This window comes from Streptomyces sp. NPDC056734, assembly GCF_042790455.1.
Classification (GTDB): domain Bacteria; phylum Actinomycetota; class Actinomycetes; order Streptomycetales; family Streptomycetaceae; genus Streptomyces.
In genome coordinates this window covers 31,417-52,468 of record NZ_JBHTZD010000041.1, presented here as the reverse complement: position 1 = coordinate 52,468, position 21,052 = coordinate 31,417, and the positions used below count along the sequence as shown (strand labels likewise).

General features: G+C 71.1%; 21 protein-coding genes. 8 read left to right on the top strand and 13 right to left on the bottom strand.

The window, feature by feature from the left end:
* Both ACFRFC_RS36855 and ACFRFC_RS36850 read left to right on the top strand, forming a co-directional pair.
* Positions 1-429: amidase family protein (locus ACFRFC_RS36855; RefSeq protein ID WP_383112693.1), on the top strand; the 429-nt coding region annotated here is incomplete at its 5' end.
* Between the two features lie 178 nt (positions 430-607).
* Entirely contained in the window at positions 608-1,030 is a 423-nt protein-coding gene (locus ACFRFC_RS36850; RefSeq protein ID WP_382693655.1) for an ester cyclase, read from the top strand.
* Positions 1,031-1,065: 35 nt separating this feature from the next.
* Here ACFRFC_RS36850 and ACFRFC_RS36845 read toward each other — a convergent pair whose 3' ends face one another.
* From ACFRFC_RS36845 to ACFRFC_RS36810, 8 genes are all read right to left on the bottom strand, one after another.
* On the bottom strand, positions 1,066-1,902 hold the full coding sequence (locus tag ACFRFC_RS36845; protein WP_382693653.1) for an ABC transporter permease: 837 nt from the start codon (positions 1,900-1,902) through the stop codon (positions 1,066-1,068).
* The gene (locus tag ACFRFC_RS36840) at positions 1,899-2,732 is read right to left on the bottom strand and encodes an ABC transporter ATP-binding protein (protein WP_382693662.1); all 834 of its coding nucleotides are present in this window, start codon (positions 2,730-2,732) and stop codon (positions 1,899-1,901) included. The genes ACFRFC_RS36845 and ACFRFC_RS36840 overlap by 4 nt, the downstream gene beginning before the upstream one ends.
* A gap of 32 nt (positions 2,733-2,764) precedes the next feature.
* Complete coding sequence (locus ACFRFC_RS36835) at positions 2,765-3,229, bottom strand: Clp protease N-terminal domain-containing protein (RefSeq protein ID WP_382693651.1); 465 nt, start codon at positions 3,227-3,229, stop codon at positions 2,765-2,767.
* Positions 3,226-3,441, bottom strand: coding sequence for a hypothetical protein (locus ACFRFC_RS36830; RefSeq protein WP_382693649.1), 216 nt, complete (start codon positions 3,439-3,441; stop codon positions 3,226-3,228). The genes ACFRFC_RS36835 and ACFRFC_RS36830 overlap by 4 nt, the downstream gene beginning before the upstream one ends.
* Positions 3,442-3,597: 156 nt before the next feature.
* Positions 3,598-4,872 (bottom strand): MFS transporter, encoded by a 1,275-nt coding sequence (locus ACFRFC_RS36825; RefSeq protein WP_382693647.1) that lies wholly within the window; start codon positions 4,870-4,872, stop codon positions 3,598-3,600.
* An 81-nt stretch (positions 4,873-4,953) separates the two neighbouring features.
* Positions 4,954-5,484: a carboxymuconolactone decarboxylase family protein gene (locus ACFRFC_RS36820; RefSeq protein ID WP_382693645.1), complete on the bottom strand. Its 531-nt coding sequence runs from the start codon at positions 5,482-5,484 to the stop codon at positions 4,954-4,956.
* 112 nt (positions 5,485-5,596) lie between these two features.
* Entirely contained in the window at positions 5,597-6,448 is an 852-nt protein-coding gene (locus ACFRFC_RS36815) for a hypothetical protein (RefSeq protein WP_382693643.1), read from the bottom strand.
* A gap of 193 nt (positions 6,449-6,641) precedes the next feature.
* The gene (locus ACFRFC_RS36810) at positions 6,642-7,682 is read right to left on the bottom strand and encodes a helix-turn-helix domain-containing protein (protein ID WP_382693641.1); all 1,041 of its coding nucleotides are present in this window, start codon (positions 7,680-7,682) and stop codon (positions 6,642-6,644) included.
* Positions 7,683-7,813: 131 nt separating this feature from the next.
* Between ACFRFC_RS36810 and ACFRFC_RS36805 the strand changes: the two genes are divergently transcribed.
* A complete protein-coding gene (locus ACFRFC_RS36805) occupies positions 7,814-8,710 on the top strand; it encodes an alpha/beta hydrolase (protein ID WP_382693639.1) in 897 nt (298 codons plus the stop codon).
* A gap of 785 nt (positions 8,711-9,495) precedes the next feature.
* On the opposite strand, the gene ACFRFC_RS36800 is transcribed toward ACFRFC_RS36805, so the two are convergent.
* The 5 genes from ACFRFC_RS36800 to ACFRFC_RS36780 all read right to left on the bottom strand — a co-directional run bounded on the left by ACFRFC_RS36800 (position 9,496) and on the right by ACFRFC_RS36780 (position 15,179).
* Entirely contained in the window at positions 9,496-10,494 is a 999-nt protein-coding gene (locus ACFRFC_RS36800; RefSeq protein WP_382693660.1) for a MerR family transcriptional regulator, read from the bottom strand.
* A complete protein-coding gene (locus tag ACFRFC_RS36795; protein ID WP_382693637.1) occupies positions 10,481-11,170 on the bottom strand; it encodes a HEAT repeat domain-containing protein in 690 nt (229 codons plus the stop codon). The genes ACFRFC_RS36800 and ACFRFC_RS36795 overlap by 14 nt, the downstream gene beginning before the upstream one ends.
* Before the next feature lie 94 nt (positions 11,171-11,264).
* Positions 11,265-12,248, bottom strand: a complete 984-nt coding sequence (locus tag ACFRFC_RS36790; protein ID WP_382693635.1) for an arylamine N-acetyltransferase — start codon at positions 12,246-12,248, stop codon at positions 11,265-11,267.
* An 802-nt stretch (positions 12,249-13,050) separates the two neighbouring features.
* Positions 13,051-14,190, bottom strand: a complete 1,140-nt coding sequence (locus ACFRFC_RS36785; RefSeq protein WP_382693633.1) for an ADP-ribosylglycohydrolase family protein — start codon at positions 14,188-14,190, stop codon at positions 13,051-13,053.
* Complete coding sequence (locus ACFRFC_RS36780; protein WP_382693631.1) at positions 14,187-15,179, bottom strand: ADP-ribosylglycohydrolase family protein; 993 nt, start codon at positions 15,177-15,179, stop codon at positions 14,187-14,189. The genes ACFRFC_RS36785 and ACFRFC_RS36780 overlap by 4 nt, the downstream gene beginning before the upstream one ends.
* Before the next feature lie 232 nt (positions 15,180-15,411).
* Here ACFRFC_RS36780 and ACFRFC_RS36775 point away from each other — a divergent pair, with 232 nt between their 5' ends.
* The 5 genes from ACFRFC_RS36775 to ACFRFC_RS36755 all read left to right on the top strand — a co-directional run bounded on the left by ACFRFC_RS36775 (position 15,412) and on the right by ACFRFC_RS36755 (position 21,035).
* The gene (locus ACFRFC_RS36775) at positions 15,412-16,410 is read left to right on the top strand and encodes a LacI family DNA-binding transcriptional regulator (protein ID WP_382693629.1); all 999 of its coding nucleotides are present in this window, start codon (positions 15,412-15,414) and stop codon (positions 16,408-16,410) included.
* 337 nt (positions 16,411-16,747) lie between these two features.
* A complete protein-coding gene (locus ACFRFC_RS36770; RefSeq protein WP_382693658.1) occupies positions 16,748-17,776 on the top strand; it encodes an ADP-ribosylglycohydrolase family protein in 1,029 nt (342 codons plus the stop codon).
* A 56-nt stretch (positions 17,777-17,832) separates the two neighbouring features.
* Positions 17,833-19,206 (top strand): ABC transporter substrate-binding protein, encoded by a 1,374-nt coding sequence (locus ACFRFC_RS36765; RefSeq protein WP_382693627.1) that lies wholly within the window; start codon positions 17,833-17,835, stop codon positions 19,204-19,206.
* Between the two features lie 3 nt (positions 19,207-19,209).
* Positions 19,210-20,148, top strand: a complete 939-nt coding sequence (locus ACFRFC_RS36760; protein WP_383112692.1) for a carbohydrate ABC transporter permease — start codon at positions 19,210-19,212, stop codon at positions 20,146-20,148.
* Complete coding sequence (locus ACFRFC_RS36755; protein ID WP_383112691.1) at positions 20,145-21,035, top strand: carbohydrate ABC transporter permease; 891 nt, start codon at positions 20,145-20,147, stop codon at positions 21,033-21,035. Before ACFRFC_RS36760 ends, ACFRFC_RS36755 begins: the two co-directional genes overlap by 4 nt.
* The last annotated feature ends 17 nt before the right edge of the window (positions 21,036-21,052 follow it).

The window sequence follows — 21,052 nt, the reverse complement described above, 5'->3', positions numbered from 1 at the left end:
GAGGCGGCGACCGCGCTGCGGCCCCCGGTCACGGACGAGTCCACCGATCCGCGTGCTCGGGCGCTCATCTCCGCAGGGGCACGCCTGACCGACGACGAGGTACGCTGCGCGCACCGGCAGCGGCTGCGGATCGCGGGTGAACTGCACACCGCGCTCCGCTCGGTCGATGCGATCGCGACTCCCACCGTCGCCGTGACCGCCCCGCCGATCGGCGCCACCGGGACTGTGCTGCCCGACGGGCGCACCCTGCGCTGGCCCGACATCGGCGACCATTTCACCGCCGCCGCCAACAGCACCGGCTTTCCCGCCGTGTCGCTGCCCGCCGGGGAGGTGGACGGCCTGCCCGTCGGCCTCCAGCTGATCGCCGGTCCCTACGAGGACGCCTGGCTGCTGCGGCTCGCCGCACTGCTCGAAACCACCTGGGGGTGACCGGCGGCCACCCCCACCTCACCCAGCCGGGCGAGATCCGGCCGACGGCTCACCCCGACGACAGGACGTGCTGCCCGCACTCATCCGCGGTCAACTCAGTCGCACGGCCTGCCCCTTAGAGGCGACATTCGTGCGAAATTCCCCATCACGGATCGCCTGGCCGGGTAGTGACAGCGACATGGAACAGCGAAACAAGTCCGTGGCCGGCCGCTATCTGGAAGAGACGGACGAACGCAACCGCCTGCCCGCGTACGACCACCTGTGCACCCCGGACTACCGAGAGCACGACCCCGCCATGCCACAGGAGACGGTGGACCTGGCCGAGGCCCGTCGGATCTATCAGGAGCTGTCCGCGGCCTTCGACCTCCGGCACACGGCGGAGAGCATGGTGGCCGAGGACGCCCTCGTGGCCGCGCGGTTCACCGTACGAGGGCGTCACCTCGGCGAGTACGAGGGGTTCCCTCCCACCGGCAGGACCTTCGAGGTGGGCGGCCAGGTCACCCTGCGCTTCACGGAAGGCAAGATCGCGGAAGCCTGGTTCAACTGGGACATGCAGGGTGCTCTGGAGCAGCTCACCCCGCCGGCGGACTCCGTGCCGTAGCGGTGCGGACCGCTCCCCGCCGGATCAGGCCGGACTCACCCGATCTTCTGCAGGGCCCGTTCGCGGCGCGCGGCGATGCTGGAGCCGGATTCCCTGCGTGCCATCCTGCGCAGTACGACCGGCGCCACGAGCAGGCCGAACAGTGCCCAGGCGCCCAGTACGCCGACCGTCTCCAGGTGCCGCCACGACTCGCCGATCTCGATGGCCACGGCGTCGTACGGCAGTAGTGCGGAGCGCATGCCCAGGCCGAGCCAGTAGAGCGGGAACACCTGGGCGACCCACTGGAGCCACTCCGGCAGCGCGGTGACGGGGTAGAAGATGCCCGAGATGGCGATCATCCCGAGGACGGGCAGCTGGATCAGGCCCTGTGAGCGTGCGCTGGTGAACACCGAGCCGAGGATGGCGCCGATCGGCAGGGTGGCGACCATGCCGAGCAGTACGACCCCGGCCAGTCCCAGCCAGGCTTGCGCGCCGAGGTCGAGCCCGTTGATGAGGAACAGCGCGGGGATCAGAAGGATCGCCAGGTCGGCCAGGAGTCCACCGGAGACCGAGAGGACCTTGCCGACGAGGTAGCCGGTCATGCCGTGAGGGGTGGCCTTGGCGCGCAGCAGGGTGCCGTCCTCGCGGTCCGCGGTGAGCAGCTGGCTCATGCTGACCATGCCGAACGAGGCGTTCATGCCCAGGATGCCCGGCAGCGCGAGGGTGCCGAGCAGCAGCCCGGTGCTCCCGAACTCCGCGTCGCGCATGAACCACAGGGCGCCCAGCGTCAGAAGGGGCCAGAGCAGATGGCTGAACAGCTCCGCGCCGTTGGTGAACGACTGCCGCAGCTCGATCAGGCCACGCGTCAGGCCGATGCGCAGCGCACAGGTCATCGTGCAGCCTCCGTCTCGTGCTCCGCTTCGTGCACCAGCGCCAGATACGTCTGCTCCAGCGAGGCGCGGTGGACTTCGAGTTCGCTGATCTCCTCGCCGTACCGCTGGAGGAGTGTGCGTACGAACTCGGTCGAGCGCGGCGTCGACCGGGAGTGCTGCTCCTCGCCGTGCCGCCACCGCACGCGGTCCTCACCGGCGATCTGCCGGGCCAGTTCGTGCGGTGTGCCGTCGGCGATGATCCGGCCGCGGCTGAGGATCACGATCCGGTCGGCGAGCTTCTCCGCCTCGTCCAGATCGTGGGTGGTCAGCAGGACCGTGGTGTCCAGTCGGCGCACCAGCTCGTGGAACTCACGCCTGGCCTCAGGGTCGAAGCCGGTCGTGGGTTCGTCGAGGAACAGCACATCGGGGCGGCCCACGATGCCGAGCGCCACGTCCAGGCGGCGCCGCTGCCCGCCCGACAGCGTTCTGATCTTCTGCTCCGCCTGGGCGGTCAGGCCGACCGCGTCGACGAGTTCGTCCGGCTCCCACGGGGTACGTGCGCAGCAGGCGTAGTAGGAGACCTGGTGGGCGAGGAGTTCCCGGACCCGCCACTTGCCGTGGTCGCGCCAGGACTGGAGCATGACGCCGACCCTGGCACGCCACTGCTCGTCGGCGTGTGCCGGGTCGGTGCCGAGCACCCGCACACGACCGGCCGAGGGCATGCGGAAACCCTCCAGGATCTCGATGGTGGTGGTCTTGCCCGCGCCGTTCGGCCCCAGGAGTGCCACCACCTCGCCCGGCTGCACCCGGAAGGTCACGTCGTGCAGGACGTCGGTGCCGCCGTACCGCATGCGCAGCCCGTCGACGCTCAGGGCGGCCTGTGTCACAGCTCACTCCGTATCCGTGCGATCAGCTCGGCCCGGTCCACGCCCGCGAGGGCCAGGGTGCGCGGGACCGTGCCCACCTCCGCCTGGAGGACTCCGAGCAGCAGGTGGCCGGAGCGCAGGTCCTTCTTGCGGTGCGCGGTGGCCATCCGCTCCATGGCGAGCTTGGACGAGGCGCCCAGCCGGGGGTGGCGTGCGGGATCCTGGGTGGCCCGCGGCAGGTCGAAGTCGCCGAGCGACACTCCGGCCACGGCCAGGCTGTGGGCGAACTCCCGGCGCAGGGCGTCCTTGAGGGCCGCGTGGTCCAGGCCGGCCGCGTGGAGCACGCGCTGTGCGTCGGTGCCGTCCCCGGCCGCCACCGCCAGCAGCAGGTGGTGCGCGTCGATGGTCGCCGAACTGTCCTCCCTGGCCTCGGTCTCGGCCCGGTCCAGGACCGACTGGAGGTATGTGTCGAACCGGCTCATCCCCGCCTCCTCAAGGTGACTCCGGCGGCGATGAGCCGCTTGGCGTGTTTCTTGTAGACCGCTTGGCGCGTGATGCCGAGTGCCTCGGCGACCTGCGGCCAGCCCCAGCCGGAGCGCATCGCCTGTTCGACGGCGGCGTCTTCGAGCTGATCGGCGAGGCGGCGCAGGGCGGCGACGGCCGCGAGTGCGTCCGCGGGATCCTTGCTGGACATGTAAGCAACCGTAGTTGACTAATCGACTCGAAGCAACCTTGGTTGCTAAAGCTGGTCGGGCGGTGCCCGCCGGTGCGGCGCCGGAAGCCTGCCGGACCGTACGGCCGTCGAACGGACCTGTCACCGGCACGGACGGCGGAGCGTGGGAACAGCTCCTCAGGCCGCCTCGGTGAGAGTGGACCTGTCCGTTTCGGGCGTGGGCCGGAGGTGCGTCGCGGGTCGGGCTGCGGCTTGCGGTCCGTCGTGGCGTGGCCACAGGAGGAGGGCGCCGGTGGTGCCCGTCGCGGCGAGGACCGCGAGGACGGACCAGGTGAGGGTGAAGCCGGCGTTCGTGCCGAGCCAGCCCGCGATGGGGTAGGTGATCAGCCAGGCCAGGTGCGACAGGGAGAACTGGGCCGCGAAGGCCCCGGGGATCTCGTGGGGTGCGGCGGAGGCGCGCAGGATGGTGCCGGTCGGTGTGATGATCAACGCCATCCCGGTGCCGATCACGGTCCAGATGATCGCCGTACCGGTCCATGTGGTGAGGCCGGCGGCGGAGAAGGCGGCCGCGGCGATCGTGGCGCCGGTGAGGACTGCGGCGCCGGTCGTCATGACGGTGCGGGCGGCGATCCGGTCGAGTACGCGGGGCAGCGCGAGGGCGGCCAGGAGGGTTCCGCCGCCGGAGGCGGCCAGCATCCACGCGACGTCCGACCGCGAGCCGCCGAGTTCGTCACGGACGTAGTTGACGGTGTTGACGACGACGATCGATCCCGCCGCCGCGACCACGAGGTTGAGCGCCAGGACACCGCGCAGCCGCGGCGTCCTGAGGAACGTCCTGATCCCCGCCGCCGCCTTGTCCCACGCCCGGGTGTGGGCACCGGGACGGGCGTCGGGGATGCGCGTGGGCAGGATGAGCAGGGCGGACAGCAGGAATCCGGCGGAGGTGCCCAGGAACAGCCGGTCGAAGCTGATGAACGCCAGGGCGACCGCCGCCAGTACAGGGCTGAGCAGGGTCTCCATGGTGGCGGCGACCTGGGAGGCGGACAGGGCGCGGGTGTAGTCGGACTCGTCGGTGACGATGTCGGGGATGACGGCCTGGAACGTCGGCGTGAACGCGGCGGACGCGGCCTGGAGCAGGCCGATCAGGACGTAGATGTGCCAGATCTCGGTGACGAGCGGCAGGGCCAGGACCACCGCGGCCCGCACCATGTCGAGAAGGACGAGGAGGGTTCTTCGAGGGAAGCGGGCGACGTACGCGGCGGCCAGGGGCGCGATGACCACGTACATGACCATCTTGACGGTCAGGGCGGTGCCGAGGACGGTGCCGGCGTCCGGCCCGGCGAGGTCGTAGGCGAGCAGTCCGAGGGCCACTGTCGTCAGCCCGGTACCGAACAGGGCGATGATCTGGGCGCTGAACAGGTAGCGGTAGTCGCGGATGGCGAACAGTCGCATGGCGTGTTCCTTCCGTGTCCATGCGGCGGGGCACGGCCCTGGGGCGAGGGCCGTGCCCCGTGACGGGGGGCTGGTGTGGCGCTACGCATCGGTGTCGCTCCCCGGTGTGAGCCCGGCGAGCAGATTGAAGGAGCCGGTGAGGATGTTGAGCGCGACGACGCCCACGACGTCGGCTATCGCACGGTCGCTGTGGCCGTGCTCGCGCAGCGCGGTGACCTGTTCGTCGGTGATCGACGTCGGCTCGCGGTAGATCTGGAGGGCGAGCGCGATGATCGCCGCGGTCGCGGGATCGGCCGAGGTGCCCGCGCGGGCCCGCTCGATCTCCTCCTCGTCCACTCCCATGGCGCGGGCGGCGCTGACATGGGAGTCCAGACAGAGACCGCAGCCCTGTTGCACCTGGATGGCGATCGAGATCCGTTCGCTGGTCGCGCGGCTGAGTTTGGCTCGGCCCATGGCCCGGCTGAGCTGGAGGTAGCCGCCCAGGACAGCGGGCGAGTGGGCCATGGTGGAGACCATGTCGCCGAGTTGGCCGTGCCGGGACGCCAGTTCGGTGAGGAGATCGCGCGAGGCGCCGACCGCTGTGTCGGGCGTGAGTCGGGTCAGACGGGGCATGACGGTCCTTCCGGCGGGGGTGGGGTGAAGGGGCTGGGGTGCGGGTGCGTCGCGGGAGTGCGGGGCCGCGGGCACTGGGCTCGCTGAGCGCCCGCGGCCCGGCCCCTGCCGCTCAGTGATGCGCGTGATGCGCCTGCCGGCCGTGGCGGTGGCCCGTGTGCGCGGGCGCTGCCTGGGGCGTCGCGCCCGCGCGGGGCGGGGTCGCGGTGGCCGGCACCGTGAACTCGGCTGCCCGGACGGCGTCGTCATGCCGGAAGTCCAGGTAGAGGCGGTACGTACCGCCCGACGGCGCGGTGGCCATGAAGGTGATCTCGGGGCCCGGCTCGGTGGTGCCGTCGCCGGGCGCGCCCTCCGGGTGGACGTGGAGGTAGCCCAGGTCGCCGACCCGCAGCGCCACCAGATGCCCGTACGCGCCCAGGTAGGGCTGTAGGTCGGTCACGGGCCGTCCGTCCCGGCTGACGGTGAGCGTCAGGTCGCTCGCCTCGCCGGGGGTGAGTCCGCCGTCGAGGGTGACGGTGTAGGCGCCGACCTGAGCGGTGCGGGTTTCCTCGGGAAGCGGCCGGGGGTCGTACTGTCCGGCGACCGAGGCGTCGATCCCCAGCGTCATGGTCCCGTCGTGGCCGGCGGGGTGGATGTCCGCGAAGAATCTCCAGTCTCCCGGTGCCAGGGCCACTTCGACGCTCCAGGTGCCCTTGCGGTCCATCACCGGGTGTACGTGCTGGAAGCCGGTCGTGTCGCGCCGGACGGCGATGAGGTGCAGTTCCTTCTCGTGCTCGGGCCTGAACCCGGTCACGGGCCGTCCGTCGGGACCGGTCACCCGGAAGGTGACCGTCTGCACCCCGGTGGACAGGATCGTGGAGTCGAACTGGAGGGTGTACCCGCTCTCGGAGACCGACAGCCCGCCAGGCTGGGCTCCACCGTGGCCGCTGTGGCTGGTCAGGTCGTGGCCGGAATTGCTCTTCATGGTGCTCTCCACCCGTGTGATGCGCCGTGCGGCGCTGTCCGTGTTCAAGGAACAGCATACCCCCGGGGGGTATTCCCGCAAGGCGATTCTCCGAGGGACGCATCTCGGGGTGCGGCAGCGGGGTGCCGTCGACGAAGACTCTTGAGGGACCGCCACAACGGCGGAGAGACCACTGCTGGGAAGCGGTTCGTCCTCAGTTGTTGAGCAGTCGCCAGGTGGTGAGGGCGAGTCCGGCTCGTGTCAGGCCGGTGGGCTCGGTGAGTTCGATGCCGAGGATGGTGCCGATCCGTTCGAGTCGGCGGGCGACGGTGCTGTGGTGCAGGTGGAGGAGGTCGGCGGTGCGGCGCAGGGAGCCGGTGGTGCAGTAGGCGTCCAGCGTTTCCAGGTCCAGGCTCTGCGGTGTGTCGGCGATGCGGGCGATCGCGGCCACGTCCGGGTTGTCGCGGGCGGCGTCCTGGGGGACCCGCGCGAGCAGTGCCAGCGCTCCGAGTTCGGCGTGGGGGACGGTCGGGCGGTGCGGGGTGGTGAAGCGGAGGGCTGTCCGCGCCTGGTGCCAGGACAGGTCGGGGCTCGCGGCGGCGCCGATACCCGCCCGTACGCCTGCGGGGAAGCGGCCCGCGTCCACGGTGGTCGCCAGGATGACGCCCACGTCGGCGAGCGGTGCCGCCTTGACCGTGCGGTCGGGGCAGATGAGGGTGGCGACCCGGTCGAGTGGCAGCGGTGAGCGTACGGCGACGGCGTGGACCGGCAGGTCGACGGCGAACCCCAGGAGCCGTAGTGCCCGGGTGCGGGCCGCGTCGTCGCAGTCGGAACTGATCGCGAGTTCGACGAGGGCGGGGTCGGCCATCGTGGTACGCGCCGGGCCGTACCGCTCCATGACCGCGGCCGCTGCGATGGCGAGCCGTTCCAGGAGCACTGCGTCGAGCGGCCCGGGTGGGCCGGGACGTTCCAGTCGTACGGTGCCGATCTCTTCCTCGTCGAGGGTGATCGGCGCTGTGCTGGACGCGGGGTGCGGCGCAGGGGGTGACTGCCGGCCGTCGGGCGAGGTGCGGATCAGTCGCCCCGTGCCGTGCAGCCGGATCCCGACCACGCATCCGGCGAGACCCGCCGAGGCTCGGGCGAGCGCCGGGAGGTCCACCCTCCGGCACATCAGCGTGTCGTAGAAGGCGATGACGCGGATCGCGCCTTGGGCATGCGGGTCCAGATGCGACAGGCGTTCGGCGAGAGCCTCCATGGCGCCAGGATACGGGCCGGCCGGATGGGCCGTTCTGCGCGCCCGAGGGCGCCAATCGGTGCGCAAACCGACCCGCACGCGCGACAACTGGCGGATGAACCCGCGGGGGGTCAACGGTGAGGATGGCCGGTATGGATCCCGAACTCGAAGCGTTTGTCCCCCTGCTGGTGAAAGCCGACCTGACCGATCCGGTAGCCGACCGCGAGCACTACGCCGAGCGGGCCGCCGCGGCACCGGCGCCGGACACCACGGGCCTGGAGATCGAAGACCGTACCGTGCCCGCCGATCCGGACGTGCCGGTGCGGATCTACCGCCCCAACGGCGCGCGGGGCGCCATCGTCTGGCTGCACGGTGGGGCCTGGGTCATGGGCGATCTGGACTCCGATCGCCCCTTCGCCGCCCGGATCGCGGCCGGTGCCGGCACGGTGGTGATCTCGGTGGACTACCGACGCTCTCCCGAGCACCGGTTCCCCGCCGCCCTGGACGACACCTACGCCGTACTGGACTGGGCGGCCGGACACGCGGCCGAGCTGGGCATCGACGCGGACCGGATCGCCGTCGGAGGGCACAGTTGCGGCGCCGGGCTCGCGGCCGCGGTGGCATTGCGGGCGCGCGATCAGCACGGGCCCGCGATCCGCTTCCAGCTGCTCAACCAGCCGCTGCTCGATGACCGTCAGGAGACGTGGTCCCAGCAGCACCTCACCGACACGCCCCTGCACGACCGCGACACACTCGCGGCAGCGTGGCGGCACTACCTCGGCTCCCGACCCGCCACCCCGTACGCCGCCCCGGCCCGCGCCGACGACCTGTCCGGCCTTCCCCCGGCCTACGTGGCCACCGCAGAGTCCGACCCGCTCCGCGACGAAGGCATCACCTACGCGCTGCGCCTGCTCCAGGCGGGCGTCCCGGCCGAACTGCACCACTGGCCCGGCACCTTCCACGGCTCACTGGCGGTCATGTCCGCCGACGTGTCCCAACGGCAGTTCACCGAACTCGGCACCGTCCTGCGGCGCGCGCTGGCCCCGTAGCCGACCGGGCCGGACCCCGAGCCCCACGCCCTGGCCGGCTGAACGACGACCCGCAGACTGGAGACGTACCGGCCTGCCCGTCACCCCGGTCGATCTCTTCGCCTCCTTCCTCCACCTCGACCAGAGCGGCCGGATCCGCGCCGAGCAACCCGTGTTCGACCCCGCGCGGGACGGCTGGCAGCTGATGACCCTCCACGCGAGGACCGACGCCGACGTCCACGCCGACCACTGGGAAGTCCACGCGGCCGCCGACGAGATCGTGTCCTGCCTCAGCGGCGCGATACGCGTCTGCTTGCGCCCGGAACAGCCCGATGACAAGGAGGAGGAGATCAAGCCTGCGGCGGGAACGGCGGCCATCGTCCCGCGCGGGCGATGGCACCGCCTCGCACTCGACGGCCCCAGCGACATCATGTCGGTCACCCTGCCGCGCGGCAGTCGCCTGGAGAGGCGGGACGAAGCCTGGCGGGCATGGCGGCCACCGGACGCGGCGGCGGGTCCAGCGCCCGCGCGGAACGGTCGGCGACCAGCCGCACGACCTCCGGCGGTAGCCAGGCGGGGGAGCCGGACCCGGACCGGGCTCCGTCTCCGTCCTCCGGCGGGCCCGGCCGGGCCCGTCCCCTACGGTCCTCACCCGCGGCGGCGCCCGCCCGTGTCCACGGGTGCGAGCCCGTGTTCGCCGACGGACGACTCGGCGTCGGTCAGGCCGGTGAGGATATGGCCGGGCACGGACCGGGCGCCCGCTCCGGACAGCGGCGGCGGCTGTCCGGCTCCCCCGGGAGAGCACGTCACCCTGTCTCGCGGAGCTGGAGAAGGTACGCGGCGGTCAGTGCGACGCCCCGGTCCTCGTCATCCGACAGCTCCACGAGGGCATGTGACGCCGTCTTCCCCGGAAGGCCCGCCAGCGCCTGGGTCAGGCGCCGACGCGCGGGCGCCGCCACGGTGTCGTGGGTCAGACGGTCGGCGAGCCTGCCCGCGATCTGATCGGCCCTCGCGGTATCCCCGGCCAGCTCGCTCAGCGCGTCGGCCGCGTCGGTGTCGTTCCGGCCCGCCACGATCATGTCGATCAGCGTCGGGACCGCTTCGGCCACCCCACGTGTCCCGAGCGCCAGAGCCGCATGCCCGCGGACCTCGATGTCGGGGTCCGTGAGAGCGCCCCGCAGGTGTGCGGTCGCCGCACCATGGGGCATCTCGGCGAGAGCCTGAACAGCGCGTCTGCGCACCGCGGCCACCGGTGAGCCGAGGCCGTTCGCCAGCAGCGCCGGGCCGTCGTCGCCCGACCGCGCCAGCGCCCAGTGAAGGGCACCGGCGACATTCGGCTCCGTCTCGCTGAGCGCCGCGTCGACCAGGGCCTCCACCGGAACCCTGTCGACCGAGGAGAGTGCCGCGCGCTGGCGGGCGTCGGCGCTCTGCGACCCCAGTGCCTGGAGAAGCGCAACGACCTGGAGGACGTCCTCCCAGCCGGTGGGATCCGCGGCATCGATCCGGCGCAGCCGCGTCAGCAGCTCGGTCTCGGCCGCGATGCGCTCGCGCGTCTGACGGATGAGGTCGTCGACGAGCGCCGAGGGCATGAAACCGGGATCGTCCAGCGCCCGCCCGATCTCACGCAGCGACAGCCCCAGGGACCGCAGGCTCTCGATGTGGAAGATCCGCCGGATGTCCTGCACGGAATACTCCCGGTAGCCGGAACCGGTACGGCCCGAAGGCCGCACCAGACCGAGCGATTCGTAGTGCCGGAGCATGCGGGCACTGACCCCGGACCGTTTCGACACCTCACCGATCAACACGGCTGCCATCGTCCGTCCTCGGGGCGCCGGTGAGGGCTACGACGCGCTTGGCCTCCTCGATCGCCAACGCGAATCCGGCGTCCGGATCGCGCAGCAGCCGCTGTGTCGCGAGCGCGTGCGCCCGTACGCGCGGATCGGCGGCCGTCGTCGCAGTGTGCAGGGCCGGCACGATCACCTCACCCAGTGCGACCAGCGCCTGGCTGAGACTGAGCTGCGTCTGCTGCTCACCGCGCCCGAACTGTGTCGCCAGCACCGTGGCCAAGGCGGTCTCCTCGCCTTCCGGCACGAGCACGACCGCGGCCCGCCAGGCGCTTCTGGCCACCTCGTCGTCGGCGTCGGACAGCAACGCCCGGGTGATCGCCGGCCACGCCCGCCCGTCCCCGATCTTGGACAGTGTGTGCAGCGCCTGACTGCGTGCCTGCGCATGCTCCGAGCGGACTTCGCGGAGCAGCTCGTGCAACGTCAGGGACACCGGCTGACGGGTGAGCGCCCAGGTCAGCATGTCGCGGACGAAGAACTCGGGCTCGCTCGCGCATCGCTCGACAAGCTTGTCGACAAAGCGCGGGTCAGGCACCGTACCGGCCGCCAGGGCAGCCCGCAGCCGTACCGACGGACGACCGTCCTCCAGACCCTGGAGCACCCGTTTCGCCTCCACGTCCCGCCTCGCCATGGTCATCGGGACCACCTCCTTGGCAGCAGTGAAGACCTTGACACGGTGACAAGGTCAAACGAGTCCGGCTACCCGAGCGCCGCATCCGCCGCGCCCGAGTTCAGCGCGCCGCAGTGGCGGACCGGCGGGCGTCGGCGATCCCGCGGATCTCCTCCTCGGTGAGGGCGATCCCGAACACGCCGCGCAGCGTCTCGTCGAGAGCTTTCGAGGGGATACGTCCGAGGGCGCTCGTGCCGTCGGGGCGGGTCGTGACGAGCGTGAGGCCGTCGAGGCTGTGATGGGCCGTCGGGGTCAGACGCTGCACGAAGAGCCGGCTGACGAACGGGGAGCGCGGATGGCTGCCCACGAAGTGGCTGCCGACCACGTAGTCGATCGGATACTGGGCCGTGAGGGTGAAGGTGTGGCGGTCGATCCACTCGGCGCCCCCGCCCGGGTCGCCAAGCGCGCCTTGAGCGCTCTGGTACAGCCACCACTGGTCGATGCCATGGGTGCCGGGACGGCGCTCCAGGCGATGGCGCCAACCGTCGTACTCGACCTGGGCCCCGTCCCTCAGCTCGATCGGCCCCGTCGGCCCGGCGCCGAAACCGACATCGCACAGCCACGTGCGGTCGTCGTCACGGGCGATCACCGCGAGCAGTGCGTGGGTGGGGGGAAGGACCTTCGACGCGCCCAGGCTGATCCGGCCGGTCATGCCGGTGACATGGAAACCGAGGCGTTCCACGGCGGCGGCGAAGAGGATGACGTGCTCGAAGCAGTAGCCGCCGCGCTCGCCGTGGACGAGTCGGGCCTCGATCGAGGGCAGGTCCAGCGGGAGGTGGCGGCCGAGGACCGCGTGGACGTTCTCGAAGGGGATGCCGGTGGTGTGGGCGCGCTGGAGGCCCCGGAGGACCGCCACAGTGGGCTCTCGCGGACCGTCGTACCCGATCCGCTCCAGGTAGGCGTCGAGATCGAGGAGATCGCCGGACCACCGGTCGGGCCGGTGGTCCGTGGGGCGGGGGCCGGGGCGGAGTTCCGAGGGGGCGGTGGTGTCGGCGTTCGGGGCCGGGAGGGCGGCGCCGGTGATGGTGGCGGGCCAGGTGTCCATGACCCCAGCCTCTTCCCTCGACCTAGCTTGAGGTCAAACCGGCGGGCGGCGTGGTGCTTCAGGTTCACCGGCCTGTCTTCGAGCCCGGTCCATGGGCCTGTGCCTGAGTCCGGCCCGTCGGCCTGTGCCTGAGTCCGGCCTACGTGCCCGTGCCTGAGTCCGGCCTACGGGCCCGGGCCCGAGCCCCGGCCCGCCGGCCTGTGCCCGAGCCCCGGCCCAGCGGCCGCCCGAGCCCGGTCCGGCCCACCGGTCAGGCTCAGGCACGGCTGCGACCTAGCCTGCGCTCGCCCGGGAGTGGAGGACCGCCAGTTCACGCCGCTCCGCGCCGCCGCCGTCGGAGAACCCGCCAGCTGCTCGCCCAGTAGGCCACGGACTGGCGGGTCTCCCCGTACCGGCGGATCTCCTCGTGCCCCGCGCGGTCACCCGTCGCCTCGACGGGACACGCACGATCACCGGTCCCCTCGCCTGGACACGAACGGACACCGCTCCCCTCGATCCGGATACGAGCGGCACGGCGGACACCGCTTGGCCGCACCCGCGCCGCGTGGCCCCCCAACCACGACCCCGCTACGGGCCCATGCCCCGGCCTGCGAGGCAGGAGACGCACGCGAGGCAGACGAAGCCGCTCACGCACCACCAGTCGCCGACACCCTCTCCGTCATCGCACCGTGGCTCGGACACGAGTCGCAGCGCACCTCGGTGATCCATCTGCGTGCCGGCTGGCGGACCACCCAGGCCGGAATCGCTGGCCCCCGGGCCAGGGGGGAGCACGTCAGAACTGCCGAATCGCGCCGCCGCCGCCCTACCGCACCGCGCCGGACCCGTCCCCCTCCCGCGCCGAGACCAGGTCGTCGGCGAGGGCGACGAGTGAGGTGCCGGCCAGGTGCGGAAGGCAGTGGCCGCGTATCTGGTCGACCTTCTCGCGCCAGCGCACCGGCAGGGTGCCGGCGCCGTGGAGAGCACCGGCGAGGGCGCCCACCATCGCGGGCATGCTGTCGCTCTGCTTGGCGACCATGCCGGCCAGCGGAAGCGCGGTGACCGGGTTCCCGCCGGTCGACAGGGTGATCGCGAAGGCGGAGGCGAGCGTCTCCGGGGCGACCGTGCCGAAGCTGTAAGAGGCGTTGGCCACCTGGTCGTTGAGATCCGCCACGAGATCCAGGGGAGTGGCGGACGCGGCGGCCAGGTCAAGGGCGCGCGTCACTTGGCGGGAGAGCCAGCTGTCGCGCGGGATCTGGGCGACCCCGACGGCCACCGCCTCGACGGCGTCCGCTCCGGACAGGGCCGCGGAGATACCGGCCGCCATCGCGGCCGCGGCCCACACACCGTCGTCGGCGTGGGTGATCTCCGCGAGACGGGTGGCCACCCGGGCCGCCTGGTCGCAGTGGCCGGCGTGACGGATGCCGACCGGTACCGCGCGGGCCACGGCGCCGTCGTCGTAGCAGGCCGGGTTGTCGTTCCCGGTGGCCGGGGGTGTGAGGCCCGCCTGGGCATTGACGATCGACGAGCGTTCGGCGATCCCCGACCACACCTCGTCGGCCCGGTCCACCACCTGCTGCCGCCAGCCGGTGAAGAGTTCCGCACTCGTCGCGTCGTAGGCGGCGCCGAGGAGGATGTGCGCGGCGACGACGGCGAACTCGGTGTCGTCGGTCCCGGCCAGTTCCAGCGGCTCGGGGCGGCCCAGGGTGAACGGCAGGGGGAAGCGCAGCACCTGGTGGGTGTCGGCCTCGGCGCCGAAGTGCCACAGCCACTGGCGGGGCTCGCCGAGGCGGGCGCCCCGGTGATAGAGGGCGGGCAGTCCGGCCGCGTCGCCGATCGCCAGGCCCAGCAGGGCGCCGCGGGCGCGATCGCGCGGGTCCGGGGCAACGGCGGCGGGTGCGGACATGGCGCGGGACCCTTCCTGGACGGCGTCCTGGACGGCGTCCTTGGCGGTGGGAGAAGTCATGAGCCGGCCTTCCTGGCGAGCAGCGTCGCGTGCAGCGTCCGGGCGAGATCGGCGAGGTCGGTGTCCGCCGTCGAGGCGATGCAGTGGCCCCGGACGACGTTGATCCGTTGACGCCACTGCTCGGGAACGGCCTGCGAACCATGGAGCGCGCCGGCCATGGACCCGGCCATCGCGGCGATGGTGTCGGCGTCGCGGCCGATGTTGGTGCCGCCGAGCACTGCGGGCACGTACTCGCCCCGGGCCGCGACGAATACGCCCATGGCCAGCGCCGTCGCCTCCGGTCCCACATCGGCGAACGGGTAGTGGAAGATCGAGATCCGCGCGTACAGCTCGTCCAGGGCGGCCGGCAGATCCTCGTTCGCGGAGCCGATGTCGACCGCGCGCCGGATGGTCCGCCCCGTCCAGGAGTCGGCGGGTGCGGCAGCGAGCGCGGCCTCCACGACGTCCTGCCAGGAGTCGGTGGTGAGTGCCGCCGCGACACCGGCGGCGATGACCTGGGCGCAGTAGATCCCGTCCTTGGCGTGGGAGACCTGGGCCTCGACGGCGGCCAGCTCGGCCGCCGCGACCGGATCGCCGGCGCAGAGGATGCCGACCGGCGCGATCCGCATCGCGGCCCCGTCGCTCCACATCTCGTGGTTGTCGCTCCCGGTGACAGGCGGCGCCAGCCCGGCGCGGAGGTTGTTGATCGCGGTCATCTCGCTGAACCCGCCGCCGTAGAAACCGCCCACCTGGTTGACCAGGTTGTCGGTCCAGGCGCCGCCCACCTGGGCCGGGGTCGGCTGCGCGTCATGGTCCAGCAGTGTCCGTGCCGTCAGCACGGTGTACTCGGTGTCGTCCGTACCGGCCGGGTCGTCGTCGACGAAGTCGGACACCCACCCGTACCGCTCGATGATCTGCGCCCTGGTGAGGCCCTCGGTCGGAGCCCCGAGCGCGTCACCCACCGCCTGTCCGATGAGCGCGCCGTACACGCGCTCGAACGATGAAATCACTGGCCTCTTCCTTGCTCAGCTTCCCGGAGGATCATGCAAGACGTTCTGTGCATGCAAGACGTTTTGCGCGCCAACTCAAACCGATGCCCGGCACGTCGTCAAGACTCAGCCATGAATTCGCTGGATCGTCTTGAGATTGGCAATTAATGCGCGGTTTACCTCTTGACAACAAGGGTGTGCGGGGTCGAATGTTTCGGCCACGAGACGCAAAACGTTTTGTAAGGAGTTCAGGGTGCCGCAGGTCGGGATGACAGAGGTCGCCGCTCGGGCCGGGGTTTCCGTCACGACGGTGTCCCATGTCCTGTCAGGGCGTCGGCCGGTCGCCGAGCGCACCAGGGCCCGTGTCCTCGCGGTGATCGAGGAGCTGGGGTATCAGCCCAACGCACTCGCCCAGGGACTGCGGACCCGCCGCACGATGACCGTCGGGCTGCTGGTCCCCGACCTGACCAACCCCTTCTATCCGATGGTCCTGCGCGGCATGGACGACGTCCTGGTGCCGGTCGGCTACCGCGTCGTGGCATGCAACACCGACGGGGTCCGCGAGCAGGAGGCGGCGTTCCTGCGGGACATGGCGGGGCGCAGCGTGGACGGGGCCGTGATCGCCGCCTTCCAGCTGCCCCGCAAGGACTTGCTGGACCATCGCAGGACCATGCCGGTGGTCCGGCTCGGCGGCGGCTACTTCGACGCCGATCTCGGCGACCTGGTCCGCAGCGATGACGAGGGCGGCATGGCCCAGGCCGTGCGCTATCTGCTCGAACAAGGGCGGCAGCGCGTCGCGTACATCGGCGGCCCCCGGCACACCGGTCCCAGCGATCTCCGCGAGACGGGCTACCGCCGGGCTCTGGCGGAGGTCGACCGGGTGGTCGACGAGGACCTGGTGCTCCGGGGCGGCTTCACCCGGGACGCGGGCCGGGAGGCGGCGGAGATCCTGCTGGCGAGGGAGGCGCGGCCGGATGCCATCGCCTGCGCCAACGACCTCATCGCGATCGGCGTCCTGGACGCCGCCCGCAAGCTCGGCCTTCGGGTACCGGAGGACCTTGCCGTCACCGGCTACGACGACATCGACGCCGCCTCCCTCGTCACCCCCGCGCTCACGACGGTGGTGAACCCGGCACGTGAGGTGGGACGCGCCTGCGGCGCGGCACTCCTGCGGCAGCTGACGGCGGAGCAAGCCGAACCCGCGCGGGAACTCGTCATCGCCAACGCCCTCGTCCGCCGGGAGTCGGCCTGAGAGCCCGGCCCCAGAGAACCCCTTGTACATGAACCGACAGGAGTAGTGAACGGTGCATCACGACCACCAGCCCCACGATCCGCGTGAACTGCTGCGCTGGGAGCTGGCACAGCGGCGGGAGAGCGGCTTCGCGCTCGGCGATCTCGCCGAAGCCGGGCGGCGAGCCGCCGACGGCGACGACCCGGCAGCGGCCCGCGGGATCCTCGACGAGCTGTACGCGACCAGCCGCGACGAGAGCTGGCCGTACGAGGAGCCCGAGAGCCTTGAGGCCATCCTCGCCACTCTCCCCGACGCCGCTCCGGTGACCACCGTCGGTGGCGCCGAGCTGAGTGACCGGATGCTCGGAGCCTGGCTCGGCCGCTGTGCCGGCTGCAACCTCGGCAAGCCGGTCGAGAGCGGTGACCACTGGACGGCCGGCCATCTGCGTACGTACCTCCAGCTGGCCGGCGCCTACCCGCTGCGCGACTACGTCCCCGTTCTCGACCCCATGCCCGAGGGCTTCGAGCTGCGTGAGTTCTGGCCCTACACCACCCGTGGCCGCATCACGGAGAGCGCCCGGGACGACGACATCGACTACACGATTCTCGGCCTGCACCTCATCGAGGAGTACGGACTGGGCTTCACCACCGCCGACGTGGCCAGGGAGTGGCTCGACCGGCTGCCGTACACACAGACGTTCACCGCCGAGCGGGTCGCCTACCGCAACCTCGCGATCGGGCACGACCCCGGCCGGGCAGGGAAGGTCGACAACCCCTACCGCGAGTGGATAGGCGCCCAGATCCGTGCGGACATCTTCGGCTACGTCCACCCGGGCGACCCGCGAGCGGCAGCCGAACTCGCCTATCGCGACGCGGCGCTCTCGCACTCGGCCAATGGTGTGTACGGGGAGATGTGGTCGGCCGCGCTCGTGGCCGCCGCGTTCACCGGCACCGCGCGCCAGGCCGTCGAGACGTCCCTGACCTGCATTCCGCCCCGCAGCCGCCTGGCCGAAGCCATCCGGTTCGTCCTCGACCGGCATACGGCCGGGGACACCTGGGAGGAGGCACGCGCGGCCATCGGGGAGCGCTACGGCCACTACTCCTGGGTCCACACGGTCAACAACGCGGCCCTCGTCACGGCCGGACTCCTGTGGGGGGACGGTGACTTCACCGCCACCATCGGGCTCACCGTGCAGGGCGGCTGGGACACCGACTCCAACGGCGCCACCGCCGGCAGCGTCGCGGGAATCGTCTGCGGCGCGCGAGGGATTCCGCCGCACTGGGTCGAGCCGTTCCACGACCTCACGCGCAGCGCGATCCGCGGCTTCGACCGCTCCCGTATCTCGGACCTCGCCGAGCGCACCGTACGACTGGTGACGAGCAGATGACTTTCCACCGGCCCCGCCCGTACCACAGCGGACACCAGAATTCGGAGGCTGCTTCCATGTCTGCCCACCTCTCACGCCGCCGGTTCTTGCAGCTCAGCGGCGCCGCCGCCCTCGGCGCGGCGGCTCTGACCGCCTGCGGATCGGGGAGCGGCGCCTCCGGTAGCCAGATCAACTTCTGGGGCGCGTTCGCGAGCAAGGACATCGAGAAGTACTTCCAGCAGCACTTCATCGACGCCTACAACAAGACCGCGACCGGTGCGGACGCCCTCCAGGTCCGCCTGACGGTCAAGCAGATCGACACCATCGACCGGCTCACCCAGACCGCCGTCGCCTCGGGCAGCGGCCCCGATCTCATCACCACCACCGGCCCGGCCCAGACCCTGAGCTACGTCAACAACGGCAACCTGCTGCCGCTGGACGCGTACGTGGACCAGCTCGGCTGGCAGGACGCCTTCCTGCCCTGGGCCCTGGACGCCGCTCGCGTGGACGGCAAGCTGTACTCGCTCCCCGCCAACCTCGAAACGCTGTCCATCTACTACAACCCGGCGACCCTCAGCGAGCACGGGTGGAAGCCGCCGACCACCCGTGCCGAGTTCGAGGACCTGTGCAAGGACGCGAAGGACAAGGGCATCGTGCCCGTCGGCGCGGGCAATGCCGAGTGGAAGCCGGCCACCGAGTGGCATGTGACCTGGGTGTGGAACACCTTCGCCGGGCCCCAGGCCCTCTACGAGGCACTCACCGGGAAGCGCAAGTGGTCCGACCCCGTCTTCGTCGACGCGATCGCCCTGCTCAAGAGCTGGTTCGACAAGGGCTGGTTCGGCGGCAGCACGGACCGCTACTTCACCAACAAGTTCACGACCATCTACGAGCAGCTGGCGGGCGGCGAGACGGCCCTGTTCTTCAATGGCTCGTGGACGTTCAGCGAGATCGGCCCGTACTTCGGCGAGGCGGCCGGCAATGACGCCACCTGGGACTGGGCGCCCCTGCCGTCCCTGAACAGCGGTGTGCCCGCGCAGGTGCAGCCCCTGTCGATCGGCACGGCCTACTCCATCAGCAAGGACTGCCAACACCCTGACCAGGCCGCCGACTGGCTCGACTACGTCCTCACCGACCCCGGCCGTCAGCTGGGCTACCTGTCCTCCACCGGCGTGGCACCCGCGCCCGTCACGATGCCCGAGAACGCCTTCCCCGCGGACATAGACCCCCGGGTGAAGCGGCAGTACCTCTCGCTCAGCCAGGCTCAGCACATCGGCTACACCACCTGGACCTTCTGGCCGCCCAAGTCGGACACCTACATCTACGAGCAGATGGAGAAGGTACTCACCGGCAACCTCAGCCCCAAGGACTACTGCGTCGGGCTCGATGAGCTGTTCCAGCAGGAGCTGAAGGCCGGCGAGCGGCCACCCGTGCCCGTCCCGAAGGGCGCGTGAGCCATGGCCGTCCTGCGCGCCGACCGCCCCAAGGCGTCACAGGTGCCGCCCAGCCCGGGTGCCCGCCGCTCCAAGGTGCGGCGCAATCTCATCGGGTTCGCCTTCATGACGCCGCTGCTCGTGGTGAACATCGTCGTGATCGCGGTGCCCGCGTCCCTCTCCGTCTGGTACTCCTTCACCGACTGGACCGGGCTGGGTCCCGCCAGTTTCGTCGGGCTCGACAACTACACCCGGCTGTTCGGTGACCCGGAGTTCCGCAGCGCGCTGTGGCACAACACCCTGTGGACGGCGTTCTTCCTCACCGTGCCCATGGCGATGGGCCTGTTCGGAGCGTTCCTCCTGACCCGCGTCACACGGTTCCAGATGCTGTTCCGGGTCGCCTACTTCATCCCCTACGTCGTCGCCACCGTCGTCTCCGGCTCCATCTGGGAGAGCCTCCTCGACCCCGACCAGGGCATCGGCAACGGCCTCGCCGGCCTCGGCATCCCCTGGCTCACCGACACCAACTTCCTCGGCGACCCCGACCTCGCCCTGGGCACCGTCGCCTTCGTCAACACCTGGCAGTGGTGGGGCTTCCTCGTCGTCATCTTCCTCGCCTCCATGCAGGCCGTGAACCCCTCGCTGTACGAAGCCGCCCGCCTCGACGGAGCCACCATGTGGCAGGAGTTCTGGCACATCACCCTGCCCGGCATCCGCCCCACCCTCATGTTCCTCGGCCTGATGACCGTCATCTGGTCATTCCTCATCTTCGACTACATCTACATCCTCACCCAGGGCGGCCCCGCCGGCTCCACCGACGTCCTGGGCACCCTCCTCTACCGCACCGCCTTCGCCAACCAGGAAGCCGGCTACGCCGCCTCCATCGGCGTCGTCATGGCCCTCATCAGCGTCATCGCCGTCTCCGGATTCCTGTGGCTGCGCCGCAAAGGCTGGGACATATGAGCCCCTCCAAGACCACCACGAAGTCCCTCCCGACCACCCCCCTCCGCCCGGCCACCGGCCGACGCCGCATGTCCCTGGGCCGCTACACCGTCTACGCCGTCCTGCTGCTCCTCGCGATGTTCGCCGTCGGCCCGATGCTCCTGTTCGCGTTCAACGCCCTCAAGAGCCGCTCCGCCCTCGCCGAGTCACCCCTGGGTGTGCCCACCAGCCCCCGCTGGCACAACTTCCTCGACGCCTGGCAGCAGGCCGGCATGGGCGTCGGCCTGCGCAACAGCCTCATCATCGTCACCGCCACCGCACTCGGCGTCTGCGTCATCGCCTGCACCGCCGCCTACGCGATGAGCCGCCTGCGCGTGGCGGGCTCCACCTTCTTCATCTACTACCTGCTGGTCACCACAGCCCTGCCGATCCAGCTGTTCCTGGTCCCGCTGTTCTACATGTGGACCAAGGCCGGCCTCTACGACAGCCTCCTCGGCCTGATCATCATCTACTGGGCCGTCTTCAGCCCCTTCGCCACCCTCCTCGTCCGCTCCTTCATGGTCGCCCTGCCCAAGGAGTACGAAGAGGCCGCCCGCCTCGACGGGGCGGGGGAATGGCGGGTGTTCTCCCGGGTGGTGCTGCCGATGGTGTGGCCGGGACTGCTGACCGCCGCCCTGGTCTCCGGACTCCAGGCGTACAACGAGTTCCTCCTCGCCGTCACCTTCATCCAGAGCACCGAAAAGATGCCCGTCTCCACCGCCTTCTTCGCCTTCAAATCCGGCTACACCCAGGACTACACCCTCATCAGCGCCGGCGGCCTCATCATGGTCATCCCCGTCCTCATCGCCTTCATCCTGCTCCAACGCCGCTTCATCGAGGGCTACACCTCCTCCGGCATGACCGGCTGAACCCATCCCACCTCCCT